The organism is Halomonas sp. 11-S5, assembly GCF_029889825.1.
Classification (GTDB): domain Bacteria; phylum Pseudomonadota; class Gammaproteobacteria; order Pseudomonadales; family Halomonadaceae; genus Halomonas.
Genome location: NZ_JARANW010000040.1, coordinates 1 through 14,609, shown reverse-complemented (window position 1 = coordinate 14,609; position 14,609 = coordinate 1). Strand labels below are relative to the sequence as shown.

Genomic DNA, 14,609 nt, shown 5'->3' with positions numbered 1-14,609 from the left:
CGCAGGAACACCTCGACCACGCTGATGCCCATGGCAATCAGTACCAGCCAGGCGGCGCCGTGGGCGCCCCGGGCCACCAGGCGGTCCAGGGCGGTACGTTCGGGGCCGAGCGTCTCGGTCTGCTCGACCGGGTCGCGGGTATCGGGGGAAGGTTGGGTCATGATGGGTCTCTTCACGCATCGTCCGGGCGAGGGCCCGGACGATGGTCGGCTTGCCAGGGAGTGGGTGTCGGTCGGCTTACATCAGGTTGCGGGCCTGGAGGAAAGCGACCACGGAGTCGTAGACCTTCTGGTTCATCTCGCTGCGCTCGGCCCAGGCCGCCCACTCTTCCTTGGCGATGTTGCGGAACTTGGCGCGCTCCGCCGGAGCCATGTCGATCAGCTCGATGTTCGGGTCCTGGCGCGCCTCGGCCACCGCCTCGAGGTCCAGCTTCTTGAGCTCGAAGACCATCTCGTAGGCCAGCTTGTCCACCGAGGTCTCCAGTATCGCCTGGAGGTCTTCCGGCAGGCCGTCCCAGATTTCCTTGTTGAGCGATACGGAAACCATCGGCAGCGAGTGGAAGCCCGGATAGTTGGGGTAGTTGGCGAAGCTGTGCAGCCCCTGGCTGTGGTTGGTGGAGAACACCGTGTAGTCGGCGGCGTCGATCACGCCCTTCTCCAGCGAGGTGTAGACCTCGGAGCCCGGCAGGTTCACCGGGGCGGCGCCGGCCTTCTCGAAGATGTTGTAGACCATGCCCTCCGGGGCGCGGACCTTGAGCCCCTCGAGGTCCTCCACGGTGCGGATCGGGCGCTTGGAGGGGAAGGACTCCAGGCCGGTGGCGGCGGCACCGATCAGCTGCACGCCGTAGGGATTGACCAGCTCGTTGTAGAGCGCCTCGCCGCCGCCGTGGTTCATGTACTCCAGGAACTCCAGCGGATCGCCCCAGGCGCCTACCAGGTTGCCCAGCATGCCGAAGGCCGGATCGCGGCCGGAGAAGTAGCTGGGGTCGGTGAGGTGGCCCTGGAGGATGCCGGACTGGACGGCATCCAGGGTCTGGTTGGCCTGGACCACGGCATTGACCGGCAGGATCTCGATCTCGATGCGCCCGTCAGACATGGTGTTGACGTTTTCGGCCCAGGCCTTCTTGAGCTCGAACTGCGGCTCGCCCGAGGTCTCGGAGGTCTGGAAGGTCCACTCGTACTCGGCGGCCTGTACGGAGAAGGCCAGCGAACCGAGCACGGCGGCGGTCAGGCCCTTGAGGGCAAAGGAGGAGCGTGGCGTGATCTGTTTCATGGTGCGTTTCCTTCTATGGCGCATTGATGTTGTTGTCGGTGCGGACACCGCGTACGTGGCGAACCGGTCAACCCGGTTCGGGAACGCCAGCGCCCGGCAGACGCAGGCGTGGCGGACGATGATCGAACAGGCTCTCGAACCCCAGATCCAGACCGGTACGCTCGAGCACCGAGAGGGCCGCTTGCTCGGCCTCATCGGGCTGACGCAGGCGGATCGCCTCCATCAGCCGGCGATGGCGCTCCATGCTATCGCTCAGCTCGGCCGCGCTGTGGTTGGAGGTCTCCACCAGCAGGCCGATGGCTGGCTTGAGCATGTGGCTGAGCTGGGCCCACAGCAGGTTATGGGTGGCCGCGAAGATCGCCTCATGGAAGGCCACGTCGTGCTCGTCGTGGCTGCCCCCCTCGCAGCGCCGATCGGGCGCCTCCAGGGCACGGATCATGTTGCGCCAGGCCGTCTCGATGGCCAGCAGGTCGGCGGCGGTGGCATGCGCTGCCGCCAGCCGCGCCATGAAGGGCTCCACGGCCACCCGAAAGGCGAAGATGTCGCGCTGGATGCGCGGGTTGGGCTGGGCGAAGCGGGCCATCCAGTCGCTGACCCGGGGGTCCAGCAGGTGCCAGTCGGTGAGCTCGCGCACCCGGCTGCCCTGCCCCGAGATGCGCGTCAGCATGCCCGCCGAGACCAGCTGCTGCAGGGCACTGCGCACGGTGCTGCGACTGACCCCGTAGCTCGCGCAGAGATCCAGCTCCCGGGGCAAGAAGCTGCCCGGCGCATGCTCACCGGCGAAGATCGCCCGGGCGAGGTCCTCGGCGATATCAGGCTTGTGGGCGGGCTTGCGCCCGGATGGGGGCTGACGCGATGTCATGAGGCTCTCGGCGGCTCCTGTAAGACCTGGTGAAGTCTATGTCGGACATAGGGTCGCCCAAATGCCGCGGCCGTGCCTTTAGACTTTGGTCACACTAGCGGCATTATCCCGCACCACCGCCTGGAACATGCACTCGGGAAGGTCGGGAATCGACGCCCGAACCCGGTTCCAGCTGTGGATGAAGGGCCGCTCGCGGGGGCACGACGAATCGTGCCCACATCCCCGATGCGGCTGCACCAGCAATGGACACGAAAACGCCCCACCATGGTGCATCCAGGCGGGGCGCTCTAGGATCCCTGGCCTCAGCCAGGGTCAGTCAGCGACAGGGCGTCTCAGCGATAGACTGGCAAGCGGGCGCAGACGCCCTCGACCTTGGCCTTGACCTCGGCCTCGATGGCGGCGGTGTCATCCCCTGCCGCCATGACGTCGAGAATGTCGCAGATCCAGCCGGCGAGTTCCTGGCATTCCGCCTCGCCGAAGCCGCGGGTGGTCACCGCCGGGGTACCGAGGCGCAGGCCCGAGGTCACGAAGGGGCTCTGCGGGTCGCCGGGCACGGCGTTCTTGTTGACGGTGATGTGGGCGCGCCCCAGGGCAGCATCGGCGTCCTTGCCGGTCAGGCCCTGCTTGATCAGCGAGAGCAGGAAGAGGTGGTCCTCGGTGCCGCCGGAGACCACCTCGAAGCCGCGCGCGATGAACACCCCGGCCATGGTCTGGGCGTTCTTCACCACCTGCTGCTGATAGGTCTTGAAATCAGGCTCCATGGCCTCCTTGAAGCAGACCGCCTTGGCGGCGATGACGTGCTCCAGCGGACCACCCTGCCCGCCCGGGAAAACCGCGGACTGCAGCTTCTTCTCGATGTCGGGATTATTTTCAGCAGAGAGGATCAGGCCGCCACGGGGGCCGCGCAAGGTCTTGTGAGTGGTGGTGGTCACCACATGGGCGTGGGGCAGCGGGGTCGGATAGACGCCGGCCGCCACCAGGCCCGCCACGTGGGCCATGTCGACCAGCAGGTAGGCACCCACCTCGTCGGCGATCTCGCGGAACGTCGCCCAGTCGATGATCTGGGAGTAGGCGGAGAAGCCGGCGATGATCATCTTGGGCTTGTGCTCGCGGGCGAGGCTGGCCACCTCCGCGTAATCGATGCGGCCGTGCTCGTCGATGCCATACTGCACGGCGTGGTAATGCTTGCCGGAGAAGTTGGGCTTGGCGCCATGGGTCAGGTGCCCCCCCGCATCGAGGCTCATGCCCAGGATGGTGTCGCCCGGCTTGACCAGCGCCTGGAACACCGCACCGTTGGCCTGGGAACCAGAGTGGGGCTGGACATTGGCGTAGGTCGCAGCGAACAACTCCTTGGCGTAGTCGATGGCGAGCTGCTCGACGATGTCCACGTACTCGCAGCCGCCGTAGTAGCGCTTGCCGGGGTAGCCTTCCGCGTACTTGTTAGTCAGTTGGCTACCCTGGGCCTCGAGCACCCGGGGGCTGGCGTAGTTCTCGGAGGCGATCAGCTCGATGTGCGCTTCCTGGCGTGCGACTTCCTTCTGCATCGCATCGAACAGGACGTCATCGAAACCGGCAATCTGCATGTCACGGCTGAACATCGGCGGGAAACCTCGCAAAACGGGGAAATCTGGGGAGCACATGATACCCCAGCCCCCGGCGCCTTTCATCTTCCCCCGCCCGATGCGCCTTCGGCTTATCGGGCCTACCCTTCCTTCAGGCACTGCACCGACCGTAGGGCCGGTAAGCGACAGCGCACCGGGCGGATCCACGAGGCTGTGCTGGCCGCTTCGCCCGATGCGCCTCCGGCTTATCGGGCCTGACTTCACACGCACCTTCCCTGGCGCAGAGCCGACTCGTCGCTCAGCGCGTTTCCACCCGCATCTCGAGCCGCTCGGGCAGTGCCAGGGGATCGGCAGATAGGGCCTCCAGCTCGCTGTCGGCGGGCAGGGTCAGCTGGAGGGAGAGCTCGCGTGCCTCGCCCGCCATCATCGCCACCAGGCCGGTGAAGATGGCCTCGACCTCGGGGCCGAGCATCATGCCGAAGCCCCGGGCCTGGGTCCGCGCCTGCTCCAGGAAGACCGCCTCGCTGATGCCCTGGCTAGCCGCCATGACCGCCGGCAGGCGGCCGAAGAGCCCCAGGTCCGAGAGGGTCGCATCGACCCGCCCGCCCAGCAGGGTGACGCCTTCCAGGCTCTCCATCTCGGCCAGGAAGGCGGCCGGCTCCACCCCCTCGGGCAGGCGCACCGGCAGGTCGATATCCAGCACCCAGCCGAAGGCCTCTTCGGCGGTGACGTCCACCTCCCCGAGCAGCCGGCTGGCGTCGCCTTCCGACTCCCAGCGCCCGGTGGAGACCGCATCGAGGCGCAGCGTTCCGCTGCCCCCGGTAAGCACGTTGCTGGCCATGCGCAGTTGCGTGCGCTCCTCCTGGGGGGCCAGGGCGATCATGCGGGCCAGGTCGAGCTCCAGCGCCTCGAGGCGCACGCCGCCTTCGCCGTCTTGCAGGTCGCCATCGACCTCGAGCCCCGCCAGTGTCGCCACCAGCCGGTCAGAGTCGATCACCAGGTCACGCAGCTCGAGGCGATCGAGTTCATGCTCGTCCTCCTCGCCCTGCAGGCCGCCCAGCCCCTCCATGCGCGCGAACGCCAGGGAGAAGGTGCCGCTGCCGAACTCGCCATCCCCCTCGGCTTGCCCCTCGAGCCCGCTGAGCTCCAGGCTGTCGATGGCCTCGCGTGACAGGCCCGTGGCCTGCAGGCGCTCGACACTGAGCCGACCATTTCCCTCGCCGAACCCCTCGCCCAGGTCCTGGCCGGCGAACTCGGCGGCCAACGCCTCGACCTCGAGCCCGGCGATCAGCAGGCCTTCCGGCCAGCTCTCCTCGTGGAGGGGCAGCACCGCTCGGGTGGGGTCATCGAGGACCAGCGTCCCGACGCTCAGCTGCGCCTTTTCGCGGCCGGGGATCTCCAGGCGGACACCCTCGATGCGCACCTCGTCGGGGCTGTCGTAGTCGCCGCTGACCACGTAGCGGTCGAGCCACAGCTGCTGCCCTTCGGGGCCGACGAAATGGAGCGCGCGGGCGGTGACTCGGTCACGGATCAGCGCTTCCGAGACCTCGCTGATCTCGAGGCTCCCCTCGGCGGCAAACAGTGCCCGGAGGTCGGCCTCCAGGCGCTCGGCCGGGCCGGGCTCGGCAAGTGCCGGCAGGGATATGGACAGCGTCAGGGCGGCAAGAGCAGCCTGCCAGGGCATCGGGCGCATGGGCGCACCTCCGGTGTGGGTGTGGCGGGAACTGGTCAGCAGTCTAACGTCATCGCCTCACGGCGGGCCAGGCTCAGTGCGGCGAGGCCAGGCGCATCTCCAGCCGGCGATTGACCTCCTTGAACACGGCGAGGCGCGCCCGGCGCTTGTCGTCGCAGGCGATCAGCGCCCACTCGGCGCCCGGCGCCTGGGTGCGAGCGAACATCTCGTCGATGGCTTGCCGGTAGTCATCCCAGCGCTCGCGATTGCGCCAGTCCTCATCGGTGAGCTTGTGGCGCTTGTGGGGGGTGGCGGCACGCGCCTTGAAGCGGCGTAGCTGCTCCTCCTGGCTGATGGCCAGGAACAGCTTGCCGAGCACCGTACCATGGGCCAGCAGCTGGCGCTCGAACTCGCGGATCTCCGCGTAGGCGCGCCGCCAGGCCGCCTCGGGCGCCAGCCCTTCGATCCGCTCCACCAGCACCCTGCCGTACCAGCTGCGATCGAAGATGGCAAAGCGCCCATCCGCCGGCAGGCGACGCCAGAAGCGCCAGGCCCAGGGCAATGCCAGCTCCTCGTCGCTGGGAGCGGCGATGCGGTGGACCCGGTACTGACGGGCATCCAGTGACGCGGTGAGCCGGTGGATGCTGCCTCCCTTGCCCGCCGCGTCGAGGCCCTCGAAGGCCAGCACCACCGGGATGCGGCGGCGGGCCGCCTCCCGGGCGTTGATGGCCAGGCGCCCCTGGGCCTCGGCGAGCCGTTCGGCATAGTTCGCCTTCTTCATCGGCGCCTCCCCTCGGGGCTCGGCACGGCGTATCGAGGGGGCCGGCGGCGCGTCACCGGTCGCCACCTCCGGCACGCCGGAGGGCGCCACGGGCGGCGCGACCAGGGCCCCATGCAGCAGGGCTCCCACCCGCTGGAGCTGCGGGGCGGGGTCGCGGAAGGCAAGCCGCCGCCAGGGCGCGTGGTCGGACGCAGTGGCGTCGCGCATCTCGCGCCCCAGGGCACCGATCACGGCATGCTGAAGATGGCGCTGCCAGTCGGTGGTATTCAGCTGCCAGGCACGGACCGGGTCCTGCTGCAGGGCCTGCAGGTGGCGACGCTGCTCACGACGACCGATATCCATCCACAGCTTGAGCAGGACCACTCCCTCGGCGGCCAGTTCAGCCTCGAAGGCGCGAATCTCCGCTAGCCTGTCACGGAAGGCGCCCGGCGAGAGGCGCCGTTCGGTCCGGTCAAAGAGCGCGTCGCCGTACCAGCCATGGATGAAGATGCCGATACGCCCGCGATCGGGAATCCGTCGCCAGAAGCGCCACCAGTAGGGGCGCTCGCGTTCCTCGCTGCTGGGTCCCAGGGCATGCACCTCGGTGTGGCGGTTCTCCAGCCAGTGGTTGAGCTCGTTGACCAGCCGTCCCTTGTGGGTGACGGCATGGCCGGTGAGCAGCAGCATCACCGCCCGCTCCCGGCGATGGGCGAGGTCGAGCTGGGCCTCCAGCAGGCGGGCGCGCAGGGTATCGGTCTTCATACTTGACCTCTCAGGTCTCGCCCAGTAGGCCGAGGCTGGCCGCCGGGGCCCGGCGGCGCAGGCCTCGGGAAAGCAGGTGGCCGATAATGCCGATCAGCAGGGCACCGGCCGGCGGCAGGATTAGCCACAGCAGCCCGTGGAAGCGCGGCGCCAGATCGAACCAGGCGAGATAGATCCCGGCGGCGGCGAGCTCCACCAGCAGCGCGCCCATCAGGCCGCTGGCGAAGCCGAGCACAGCGAACTCCGCCGCCTGCATCCGCGAGAGCAGCCGATTACCGGCCCCGAACACCCGCAGCAGGCCGCTCTCGTGGGCTCGCACCGGCAGGCTGGCGGTCAGCGCCGCATAGAGCACGCTGATGCCGGCCAGCAGCACGAAGCCCAGCACCAGCTCCACCGCCCGGGTGACCTGGGTCAGCACCTCGCGCACCTGGCCGAGGATGGCCTCCACGTCGAGCAGGGTGACCCCCGGAAACTCCCGCACCAGGCGGCGCAGCAGGTCGCGGTCGTCGTCGCCGAGATGGAAGGCGGTGATGTAGCTGTGGCCGAAGCGCTCCAGGGTTCCCGGCGGGAAGATCACGAAGAAGTTGGGCCGGAAGCTCTCCCAGTCGAGGCTGCGCAGGCTTTCCACCTCGCCGGTGACCTCGTCGCTGCCGATGGTGAAGGTCAGGCGATCGCCCAGGGCGAGGCCCAGGCGCTCGGCCAGGCCGTCCTCCACGGAGATCGGCACCGCCGCCTCGCGGGCCGTGGGGCGCGGCTCGGCGGCTACCTCATCCATCCAGCCGCCCTCCTCGTCGCCGGGCTGGCCGTCGGCGAACCACTCCCCCGCCACCACCCGGTTGCCCTCGGGCAGGGTCTCGCGCCAGGTCAGGTTGAGTTCACGACGCAGGGCATTGTCGCCTCGCGACTCGGCGGGCACGGCCTCGCGTGCCGGCTGGCCGTTGATGGCGGTGAGGCGCCCGCGGACCATCGGATAGAGGGCGCTGCGGGCATCCGTGGCCCCGGCCAGGGCCGAGGCGAAGGCGTCCCGCTGCTGGGGTTGGATATTGATGGCGAAGTGGTTGGGGGTATCCGCTGGCAGCTGGGCCTGCCAGGTGGTGAGCAGGTCGCCGCGCACCAGGGCGATCATGGCCACGGCGAAGAAGGTCACCGAGAAGGCCAGCAGCTGGCCGAGGCTCGCCTGGCGGCGCCGCGCCAGCTGCTGGCCGCCCAGCCGCACGGCCGTGACCAGGCCATCCGCCGGGCCGCGGCCGCGCGGCAGCCGGGAGGTACCCCGCAGCACCAGGCTCAGCAGCGCCCCGCCGAGCCCCCAGAGCACCACCAGCATCACCAGCCCGCCCAGCAGCAGGCCAGCGGCGAGCCCCGGGTCGCCGGAGTAGAGCCACAGCAACCCGCCGAAGACCAGCGCCGCCACGCTGACCACCAGCCAGGCCGAGGGCGGCAGCGGGTCCAGCTCGCGGCGCAGCACCTTGAGGGCACTGACCCGCTTGAGGCGCAGCAGGGTCGGCCCGGCGAAGCCCGCCAGCACCGCCAGAGCGGTGAACACCCCAAGCCACAGCGGCAGCAGGCCGGGCGCCGGCAGGCTGAACGGCAGGAAGGTCGCGAGCAGCGCGACCAGCAGCGCCTGCCCGGCCAGTCCCAGCAGGGCCCCCAGCGCGGAGGCTGCCAGCGCCAGCCACAGCAGCTGCAGCGCGAACAGCCGCAGCAGTTCGCGCTGGGTGGCGCCGAAGCAGCGCAGCAGCGCTGCGGTATCCAGGTGGCGTTCGACGTAGCGCCGGGTCGACATGGCCACGGCCACCCCGGCCAGCAGCACGGCGGCGAGCCCCGCCAGGCCGAGATACTTCTCGGCCCGCGCCAGGGCGTTGCCCAGCTGGGGGCGATCACGGCGCACGTCGCGCACCTCCACCCCCTCGCGGCGCAGCCGCTGCAGCAGCGGCTCGATGCGGGCCACCGCCTCGGCGCTGCCGGCGGCCAGCAGCTCGAACTCCACCCGCGAACCCTCCTGGACCAGGCCGGTGGCGTCCAGGTCGTCGAGATGCATCATCAGCCGCGGGTTGAAGCTGCCGAAGCCCGCCGACTGGTCGGGCTCGCGCTCGATCACGCCGCCGACCTCGAGTTCGGTCTCGCCCAGGCGAATCCGGTCGCCCACCTCGAGTTCCATCAGCAGGGCAAGCCGCGGTGCCACCCAGGCCTCACCCGGCGGTGGGCCATGGGCCAGCGACTCGATGCCGTCGCCGCGGTCCACCCGGGCCGTGCCGTAGTGCGGATAGACGCTATCGACCACCTTGAGGCTGGCCGGCTGGAAGCGGTCACCGCGGCTGATCATGGAGACCATGTCGACCTGGTCGGAGAGCGTCAGGCCGGCGTCTTCGAGGGCCCGGCGGACCGCCTCGTCGAAGGGCCGGCCCTGCTCCAGCACCACGTCGCCGCCCGAGAGCTGGCCCGCTTGGCGGGTCAGGCCGCGGTCGAGGCGGTCGAGGAAGAAGCCGATCATGGTGGAGGCGGCCACGGCCAGCGCCAGCGCCAATGCCAGGGCTCGCACGTCGGCGGAGCGCAGGTCACGGATCAGGCTTCTGGCGGAAAGGCGCAGCAGGGCCGGCCAGCTGGTTCGGCTCATGCTATTACCTCGTCGCGCGCCATTTCGACCAGCCGGCCGCCCGCCAGGCGCAGGCAGCGATCGCAGCGCCGTGCCAGGGCATGGTCATGGGTCACCAGCACCAGGGTGGTGCCGGCCTCGCGGTTGAGGGAGAACAGCGCCTCGATGATGCGCTCGCCGGTGACCGGGTCCAGGTTGCCGGTGGGCTCGTCGGCGAACACCAGCTCGGCGCCGGTAACGAAGGCCCGGGCCAGGGCCACGCGCTGCTGCTCGCCACCGGAGAGCTGCTTGGGGAGGTGATCCAGGCGCTCACCTAGACCGACGCGGGTCAGCCAGTCGCGGGCCCGGGCCTCGGCCCCGGGGCTCGGCGACAGCTCCAGCGGCAGCAACACGTTTTCCAGGGCCGTCAGGGTGGGCAGCAGCTGGAAGTTCTGGAACACGAACCCCACCCGCCCCGCCCGCAGGGAGGCCCGGCCATCCTCGTCGAGGGCGCGCAACGACTGGCCGAACAGTGACAGCTCGCCGCCACTGGGCGTGTCCAGGCCGGCCAGCAGCCCCAGCAGGGTCGACTTGCCGGCGCCGCTCTGGCCGAGGATCGCCACGCTCTCCCCGGGGAACACTGTCAGCGACAGGTCACTCAGAATGCTCAGCCGCCGCTCGCCGCTCTCGACCTGCTTGGCGAGGTGATCGACGTGTAGAATCGGCGAGGCATCCGTTCGAGAGGAGATGGACATGGCGAAGGGCTTCCCTGTAGGTGCGTTGGGCCGGCATGCACCACGCCGGCTCGCGAGGCGCTGGCTCACGCCACGCTGGTTTTCGGTACTCTGGTCCACAGTACTCGGGTTTTCGATACTCGGGTTGACGCTGCCGCTGGCCGGCGGCGCGGCACAGGCGGCGGAGAGACCCGTGCTGCTGGTGATGGGCGACAGCCTGAGCGCCGCCTACGGCATCGAGCAGCAGGCCGGCTGGGTCAGTCTGCTGCAGGCGCGCCTGGACGGGAAGGCGCAAGTAGTCAACGCCAGCATCAGCGGCGAGACCTCCAGCGGTGCCGCCGCCCGCCTGCCCGACCTTCTCGGACAGCACGAGCCCGATATCGTTGTGCTGGAGCTCGGCGGCAACGACGGCCTGCGCGGCCTGCCGCCGAGCCAGTTCGAGGCCAACATGGCCGCCATGGTCGAGGCCAGCCGGGCCTCAGGTGCCGAGGTGCTGCTGCTCGGCATCGACATCCCGCCCAACTACGGCCGGGCCTACCGCGACGCCTTCACCGCGGTCTACACGCGGCTGGCAGACGAGTTCGAGCTGCCGCTGGTGCCCTTCCTGCTCGAGGGCGTGGTACTGGAGGACGGCCTGATGCAGGCCGACGGCATCCACCCCACCGCGGCCGCCCAGCCGCGGATCCTGGAGAACGTCTGGCCCAAGCTCGCGCCGCTGCTGGAGGAGAACGGCATGAAACTGGCCGGAGACTCGTAGCCGGACCATTCGTGGACTAAACTTGGGCCGAAAGCGCGTCTCCCGGCCCGTAGGCCCGGTAAGCGCCAGCGCACCGGGCAAGCGAAGCAGCTCGAGTCCGTTGCGGCCTACCCGTCCTATGCGCCTACGACCTATCGGGCTTACCGCCCTTTCACGCCTTGTTCCGGAGCCTGTCATGCGTACCGAAACCATCAGCTACCTGAAACAGAATGCAGCGACCCTGGATGTTCAGGAGCCGCTGGTAATCACCCAGAAGGGCAAGCCGACCTATGTGGTCGAGTCCTACGCCGCCCACGAGCGTCGCGAGCAGGCCATCGCCCTGCTCAAGCTGCTGAGTCTGGGCGAAAAGAGCCGGGAAGAGGGCAAGACCATGAGCACCGAGGAGTTCATGGCTCGGTTGGAAGAGGATGAGGCCAGGGAGTTGGGTGAGCCGCTGTGAACCAACGGTTTTCCGTCGGTCAGGAAGATTCCGCCCTCGTGTCTCTGCGCCATTGCCGACATTTCCTGATAGACCAGCTCGAGTGGAATCCTGCCGAGGCTCACGCCTATACCCGCAAACTCGTCGCTACCGCCGCACAGCGTCTCAGCGAAAGACCCGACACCTATCCGGTGTGCCGGCTCGCCCTCGAGCTCGGCATCCGCCATTACCGCGAGTTGCTGATTGACGGCTACAGGGTCATCTACCGCGTCTGGCCCGAGCAGGGGGAGGTCTCCGTCTACCTGTTCGCGCATCAGCGCCAGGACTTCAAGCAATTGCTCTTCGAATATCAGCTGCTCGCCTGAGCCACCGGCGCGGGCGTCTTCTGCCACTGCTGCAGCGCGAGGCCGCCGAGGATCAGCACCAGGCCCACCAGGGTGGAGGCGAGGATCGGCTCGCCGACCACCAGGTACAGCAGCAGCAGCGACACCGGCGGCGAGAGGAAGATCAGGTTGGAGACCTTCGCCGTCCGCGAGACCCGGTGAACGGCCAGCTGCCAGAGCACGAAGGCGATGCCCATTTCGAACAGCCCCACATAGATGCCGGCCCCCAGCGCCTTCCAGCCGTGCCATTGCAGGCCCGGGCCGACCAGCAAGAGTACCGTCAGCACCGGCACGCCGACGCTGAAGTTCTGCCACTGGGCCACCAGCGGCGGGCGATGGTCGCGGGCATTGAGCAGCCAGTAGAGCGCCCAGAGCAGCGTCGAGGCGAGCGCCATACCGACGCCAAGCGGGTCGGCGAAGGCCACGTCGAACACCGCCCCCCGGGTGGCAATCACCCACACACCGCCGTAGGCGATCAGCCCCGCCAGTACGTCGATGCGGGTCAGCCGCTGGCCGAGGATCGGCACCGCCAGGAAGGCCATCGCCAGCGCCCAGGTGTAGTTGAGCGCCATGGCCTCCTGGCCGGGCAGGCGGTCGTAGGCGCCAAACAGCACCAGGTAGTAGGCCACCGGATTCATCAGCCCCGCCCAGGCGGCGGTGCGCCAGCCGCGCCTGAGCGCCTGGCCCAGCAGCCCCTGGCGCGCCACCAGCACGCCGAGCAGCGCCCAGGAGACCAGCGAGGCGATCCACATCAGCGCCAGCGGCGACATGTAGCCTAGCGCTACCTTGAAGGCGGTGGCCACGGTAGACCACAGCGCCACCGCCCCCAGGCCGAAGAGCATCGCCTGGCGATCACCGCTCATGGGCCACCGTCAGATCGTTCTGGCAGGATATGCCGGCGATAGAACTCATGACAGCGCTGCAAGGTTTGGGGCAACAGATCGTAAAGGCGCGCCGCCTGGTTGATGTTCTCGGCGATCGCCTGGCTATCGGTCAGGTATTCATGCGCAAAAGCATTGCGTAACAGCCGCACTTCCAACCAGTCATCAATCGTGTGCAACACGCCGAATTTTTCCATCCGGTTGAGGGTATCCAGCAAGGAGACATCCTGATCGGTATCCTCGAGGCTGGCACGAGATAGCGCGCGAAACAGCTTGCCGGCCATGAAGTCCTGCAGCTTGCCGAAGCGGCTAAGAAACAGATCCATCCGATCGATGGCATCGTCGTCGAGTTCACTGACTTGCGCAGCCTCCATCGGCAAGTCGTCCTGGATAGCCTCCCAGGAGCGCTGCAGGTGGTGGTGCATTCGTTCGGCCACCTTGAGCTGTTCTTCGAGTATCGCCCTGGGGGTCGTGGTCATAGCCTGATTCCTTGTTCCAGGGCATCACGATGAATCGGCCGCAGCGTTTCATCGGCAGAGCGAATCAATAGATCGATGCGCCGGGGGCCCAACCGCGCCCAGAGCCTTCGCTGCAGACGCGCCTGAATCCGGGTGCGGGGTTCATCAAGCTCGGGGGCCTCGATATAGAGGTCGATATCGCCACCGCGACGCCCGTCATCGACCCTTGAGCCGAACAGGTAGACATGCGCCTCCTCACCCAGCAATTCGGCCACGGTGTCATGGATGACGGAAACCTGCTCATCGGTCAGCCGCATGATCGACTCCTCATCGATCGAGGTGCCCCAAGTCACGCTCGGGGTCGAGGCGGTCGCGCACCGCCTGCTTGAGGGCCTTGATGTCGGGGAAGCCCCCGTCGCGCTTGCGCTCCCAGAGCGATACCTCGTCGCAGAGGATCTCGAAATGGCCGCCATGGGACGGCACCAGGGCCACCTCCTCCAGGTCCTCGCCGAAGGTGGAGAGCAGTTCCTGAGCATACCACGCACTGCGCAGCAACCACTGGCATTGGGTACAGTAATGGATTCGGATACGTGACATGGAACCTCGAGTGTCGCAATAATGAGGGATCCCATGATACCAGCCAGGGAGTGCCGATGGCCGCCCCCGAGATCAGCCAGACTCGCCTCTTCGAGTGGCTCACCGGCACGCCGGCGCGTTGAAATCCCGACGCCGGCTGGCCATGATGAGGGCAATATCCCGCCCCTTGCCGCCTGCGATGCGCCAAGGGCACCGCGACAGGAAGCCCCTGCATGAAACGATCCCCCCTGATCAGCCCGGAACTGCTGGAACGCATCATCGATGCCTCCGAGGACGGCATCGTGGTTGCCGAGCAGGAGGGCGACGAGAACATCCTGATCTACGTCAACCAGGGGTTCGAGCGCCTCACCGGCTATAGCGCCGACGAGATCCTCTACCAGGACTGCCGCTTCCTGCAGAACGATGACTGCGACCAGTCGGGGCTCGATGCCATCCGCAAGGCCCTGAAGGCGGGTCGCCCCTGCCGCGAGGTGCTGCGCAACTATCGCAAGAACGGCACCCTGTTCTACAACGAGCTCTCCATCACCCCCATGTACGACGAGGACGACCACCTCACCTACTACATCGGGGTGCAGAAGGATGTCACCGAGCGCGTCGAGGCCCAGCTGGAACTCGAGCGGCTCAAGGCCGAACACGGCCTCACCTGACCCGCCCTGACACAGCGAAAAAAGTTCATCGCAGACTGGCGTGATCGTTGACCGCACGATACCGGCTGGCCATCTGACCCCGTAGGCTCGGTAAGCGCCAGCGCACCGGGCATGACGAGGGCACCATCGTCAGCACGCCGGATGCGCCTCCGGCTTATCCGGCCTGGTATGGATTGACCCGTCAAGGGCTCGGTTGTCTCTATTTACATATGGTTGTCCTCAATGCCGACGGGTCAGGGAGCGAGGGGCTATCAGCGACGGTGGATCTCTCT

General features: G+C 68.2%; 16 protein-coding genes. 5 read left to right on the top strand and 11 right to left on the bottom strand.

From position 1 onward, the window contains the following. Nucleotides 1–237: 237 nt before the first annotated feature. From OP497_RS16995 to OP497_RS16965, 7 genes are all read right to left on the bottom strand, one after another. Nucleotides 238–1,272, bottom strand: a complete 1,035-nt coding sequence (locus tag OP497_RS16995) for a TRAP transporter substrate-binding protein (protein ID WP_280550606.1) — start codon at nucleotides 1,270–1,272, stop codon at nucleotides 238–240. Nucleotides 1,273–1,339: 67 nt separating this feature from the next. Further along, nucleotides 1,340–2,134 (bottom strand): FCD domain-containing protein, encoded by a 795-nt coding sequence (locus OP497_RS16990; protein WP_280550605.1) that lies wholly within the window; start codon nucleotides 2,132–2,134, stop codon nucleotides 1,340–1,342. Nucleotides 2,135–2,466: 332 nt separating this feature from the next. After that, complete coding sequence (glyA, locus tag OP497_RS16985) at nucleotides 2,467–3,732, bottom strand: serine hydroxymethyltransferase (RefSeq protein WP_280550603.1); 1,266 nt, start codon at nucleotides 3,730–3,732, stop codon at nucleotides 2,467–2,469. Between the two features lie 262 nt (nucleotides 3,733–3,994). Then, the gene (locus tag OP497_RS16980) at nucleotides 3,995–5,389 is read right to left on the bottom strand and encodes a hypothetical protein (protein ID WP_280550601.1); all 1,395 of its coding nucleotides are present in this window, start codon (nucleotides 5,387–5,389) and stop codon (nucleotides 3,995–3,997) included. Nucleotides 5,390–5,462: 73 nt separating this feature from the next. After that, nucleotides 5,463–6,890, bottom strand: coding sequence for a polyphosphate kinase (locus OP497_RS16975; RefSeq protein WP_280550599.1), 1,428 nt, complete (start codon nucleotides 6,888–6,890; stop codon nucleotides 5,463–5,465). A gap of 10 nt (nucleotides 6,891–6,900) precedes the next feature. Then, a complete protein-coding gene (locus OP497_RS16970) occupies nucleotides 6,901–9,504 on the bottom strand; it encodes an FtsX-like permease family protein (protein ID WP_280550597.1) in 2,604 nt (867 codons plus the stop codon). Continuing rightward, nucleotides 9,501–10,217, bottom strand: coding sequence for an ABC transporter ATP-binding protein (locus OP497_RS16965; RefSeq protein WP_280550595.1), 717 nt, complete (start codon nucleotides 10,215–10,217; stop codon nucleotides 9,501–9,503). The genes OP497_RS16970 and OP497_RS16965 overlap by 4 nt, the downstream gene beginning before the upstream one ends. Before the next feature lie 184 nt (nucleotides 10,218–10,401). On the opposite strand from OP497_RS16965, the gene OP497_RS16960 reads away from it, so the two are divergent. From OP497_RS16960 to OP497_RS16950, 3 genes are all read left to right on the top strand, one after another. Next, complete coding sequence (locus OP497_RS16960; protein ID WP_280550608.1) at nucleotides 10,402–10,953, top strand: arylesterase; 552 nt, start codon at nucleotides 10,402–10,404, stop codon at nucleotides 10,951–10,953. Nucleotides 10,954–11,128: 175 nt separating this feature from the next. After that, entirely contained in the window at nucleotides 11,129–11,392 is a 264-nt protein-coding gene (locus OP497_RS16955; RefSeq protein WP_280550594.1) for a type II toxin-antitoxin system Phd/YefM family antitoxin, read from the top strand. A gap of 38 nt (nucleotides 11,393–11,430) precedes the next feature. Then, the gene (locus OP497_RS16950) at nucleotides 11,431–11,736 is read left to right on the top strand and encodes a type II toxin-antitoxin system RelE/ParE family toxin (protein ID WP_280550592.1); all 306 of its coding nucleotides are present in this window, start codon (nucleotides 11,431–11,433) and stop codon (nucleotides 11,734–11,736) included. Here the strand turns inward: OP497_RS16950 and OP497_RS16945 are convergent. Genes OP497_RS16945 through OP497_RS16930 form a run of 4 tightly spaced genes read right to left on the bottom strand, consistent with a single transcriptional unit; the run spans nucleotide 11,721 to nucleotide 13,690 of the window. Further along, nucleotides 11,721–12,617, bottom strand: a complete 897-nt coding sequence (locus OP497_RS16945) for a DMT family transporter (protein WP_280550590.1) — start codon at nucleotides 12,615–12,617, stop codon at nucleotides 11,721–11,723. The two genes, OP497_RS16950 and OP497_RS16945, sit on opposite strands and share 16 nt — an antisense overlap. Continuing rightward, nucleotides 12,614–13,114, bottom strand: coding sequence for a hypothetical protein (locus tag OP497_RS16940; protein ID WP_280550588.1), 501 nt, complete (start codon nucleotides 13,112–13,114; stop codon nucleotides 12,614–12,616). The genes OP497_RS16945 and OP497_RS16940 overlap by 4 nt, the downstream gene beginning before the upstream one ends. Continuing rightward, complete coding sequence (locus tag OP497_RS16935; protein ID WP_280550587.1) at nucleotides 13,111–13,410, bottom strand: nucleotidyltransferase domain-containing protein; 300 nt, start codon at nucleotides 13,408–13,410, stop codon at nucleotides 13,111–13,113. Before OP497_RS16935 ends, OP497_RS16940 begins: the two co-directional genes overlap by 4 nt. A gap of 10 nt (nucleotides 13,411–13,420) precedes the next feature. Further along, nucleotides 13,421–13,690, bottom strand: coding sequence for a SelT/SelW/SelH family protein (locus OP497_RS16930; protein WP_280550585.1), 270 nt, complete (start codon nucleotides 13,688–13,690; stop codon nucleotides 13,421–13,423). Here OP497_RS16930 and OP497_RS16925 point away from each other — a divergent pair. Then, entirely contained in the window at nucleotides 13,684–13,812 is a 129-nt protein-coding gene (locus tag OP497_RS16925) for a hypothetical protein (protein WP_280550583.1), read from the top strand. The two genes, OP497_RS16930 and OP497_RS16925, sit on opposite strands and share 7 nt — an antisense overlap. Nucleotides 13,813–13,902: 90 nt before the next feature. Then, entirely contained in the window at nucleotides 13,903–14,337 is a 435-nt protein-coding gene (locus OP497_RS16920) for a PAS domain-containing protein (protein WP_280550581.1), read from the top strand. Nucleotides 14,338–14,609: the final 272 nt, after the last annotated feature.

What these genes read in the sequence shown, in the direction of transcription:
- OP497_RS16940 (WP_280550588.1), bottom strand. Translation starts at nt 13,114, where the DNA reads ATGACCACGACCCCCAGGGCGATACTCGAAGAACAGCTCAAGGTGGCC.
- OP497_RS16980 (WP_280550601.1), bottom strand. Translation starts at nt 5,389, where the DNA reads ATGCGCCCGATGCCCTGGCAGGCTGCTCTTGCCGCCCTGACGCTGTCC.
- OP497_RS16935 (WP_280550587.1), bottom strand. Translation starts at nt 13,410, where the DNA reads ATGCGGCTGACCGATGAGCAGGTTTCCGTCATCCATGACACCGTGGCC.
- OP497_RS16930 (WP_280550585.1), bottom strand. Translation starts at nt 13,690, where the DNA reads ATGTCACGTATCCGAATCCATTACTGTACCCAATGCCAGTGGTTGCTG.
- OP497_RS16975 (WP_280550599.1), bottom strand. Translation starts at nt 6,890, where the DNA reads ATGAAGACCGATACCCTGCGCGCCCGCCTGCTGGAGGCCCAGCTCGAC.
- OP497_RS16965 (WP_280550595.1), bottom strand. Translation starts at nt 10,217, where the DNA reads ATGTCCATCTCCTCTCGAACGGATGCCTCGCCGATTCTACACGTCGAT.
- OP497_RS16990 (WP_280550605.1), bottom strand. Translation starts at nt 2,134, where the DNA reads ATGACATCGCGTCAGCCCCCATCCGGGCGCAAGCCCGCCCACAAGCCT.
- OP497_RS16995 (WP_280550606.1), bottom strand. Translation starts at nt 1,272, where the DNA reads ATGAAACAGATCACGCCACGCTCCTCCTTTGCCCTCAAGGGCCTGACC.
- OP497_RS16960 (WP_280550608.1), top strand. Translation starts at nt 10,402, where the DNA reads ATGGGCGACAGCCTGAGCGCCGCCTACGGCATCGAGCAGCAGGCCGGC.
- OP497_RS16945 (WP_280550590.1), bottom strand. Translation starts at nt 12,617, where the DNA reads ATGAGCGGTGATCGCCAGGCGATGCTCTTCGGCCTGGGGGCGGTGGCG.
- OP497_RS16920 (WP_280550581.1), top strand. Translation starts at nt 13,903, where the DNA reads ATGAAACGATCCCCCCTGATCAGCCCGGAACTGCTGGAACGCATCATC.
- glyA (WP_280550603.1), bottom strand. Translation starts at nt 3,732, where the DNA reads ATGTTCAGCCGTGACATGCAGATTGCCGGTTTCGATGACGTCCTGTTC.
- OP497_RS16955 (WP_280550594.1), top strand. Translation starts at nt 11,129, where the DNA reads ATGCGTACCGAAACCATCAGCTACCTGAAACAGAATGCAGCGACCCTG.
- OP497_RS16970 (WP_280550597.1), bottom strand. Translation starts at nt 9,504, where the DNA reads ATGAGCCGAACCAGCTGGCCGGCCCTGCTGCGCCTTTCCGCCAGAAGC.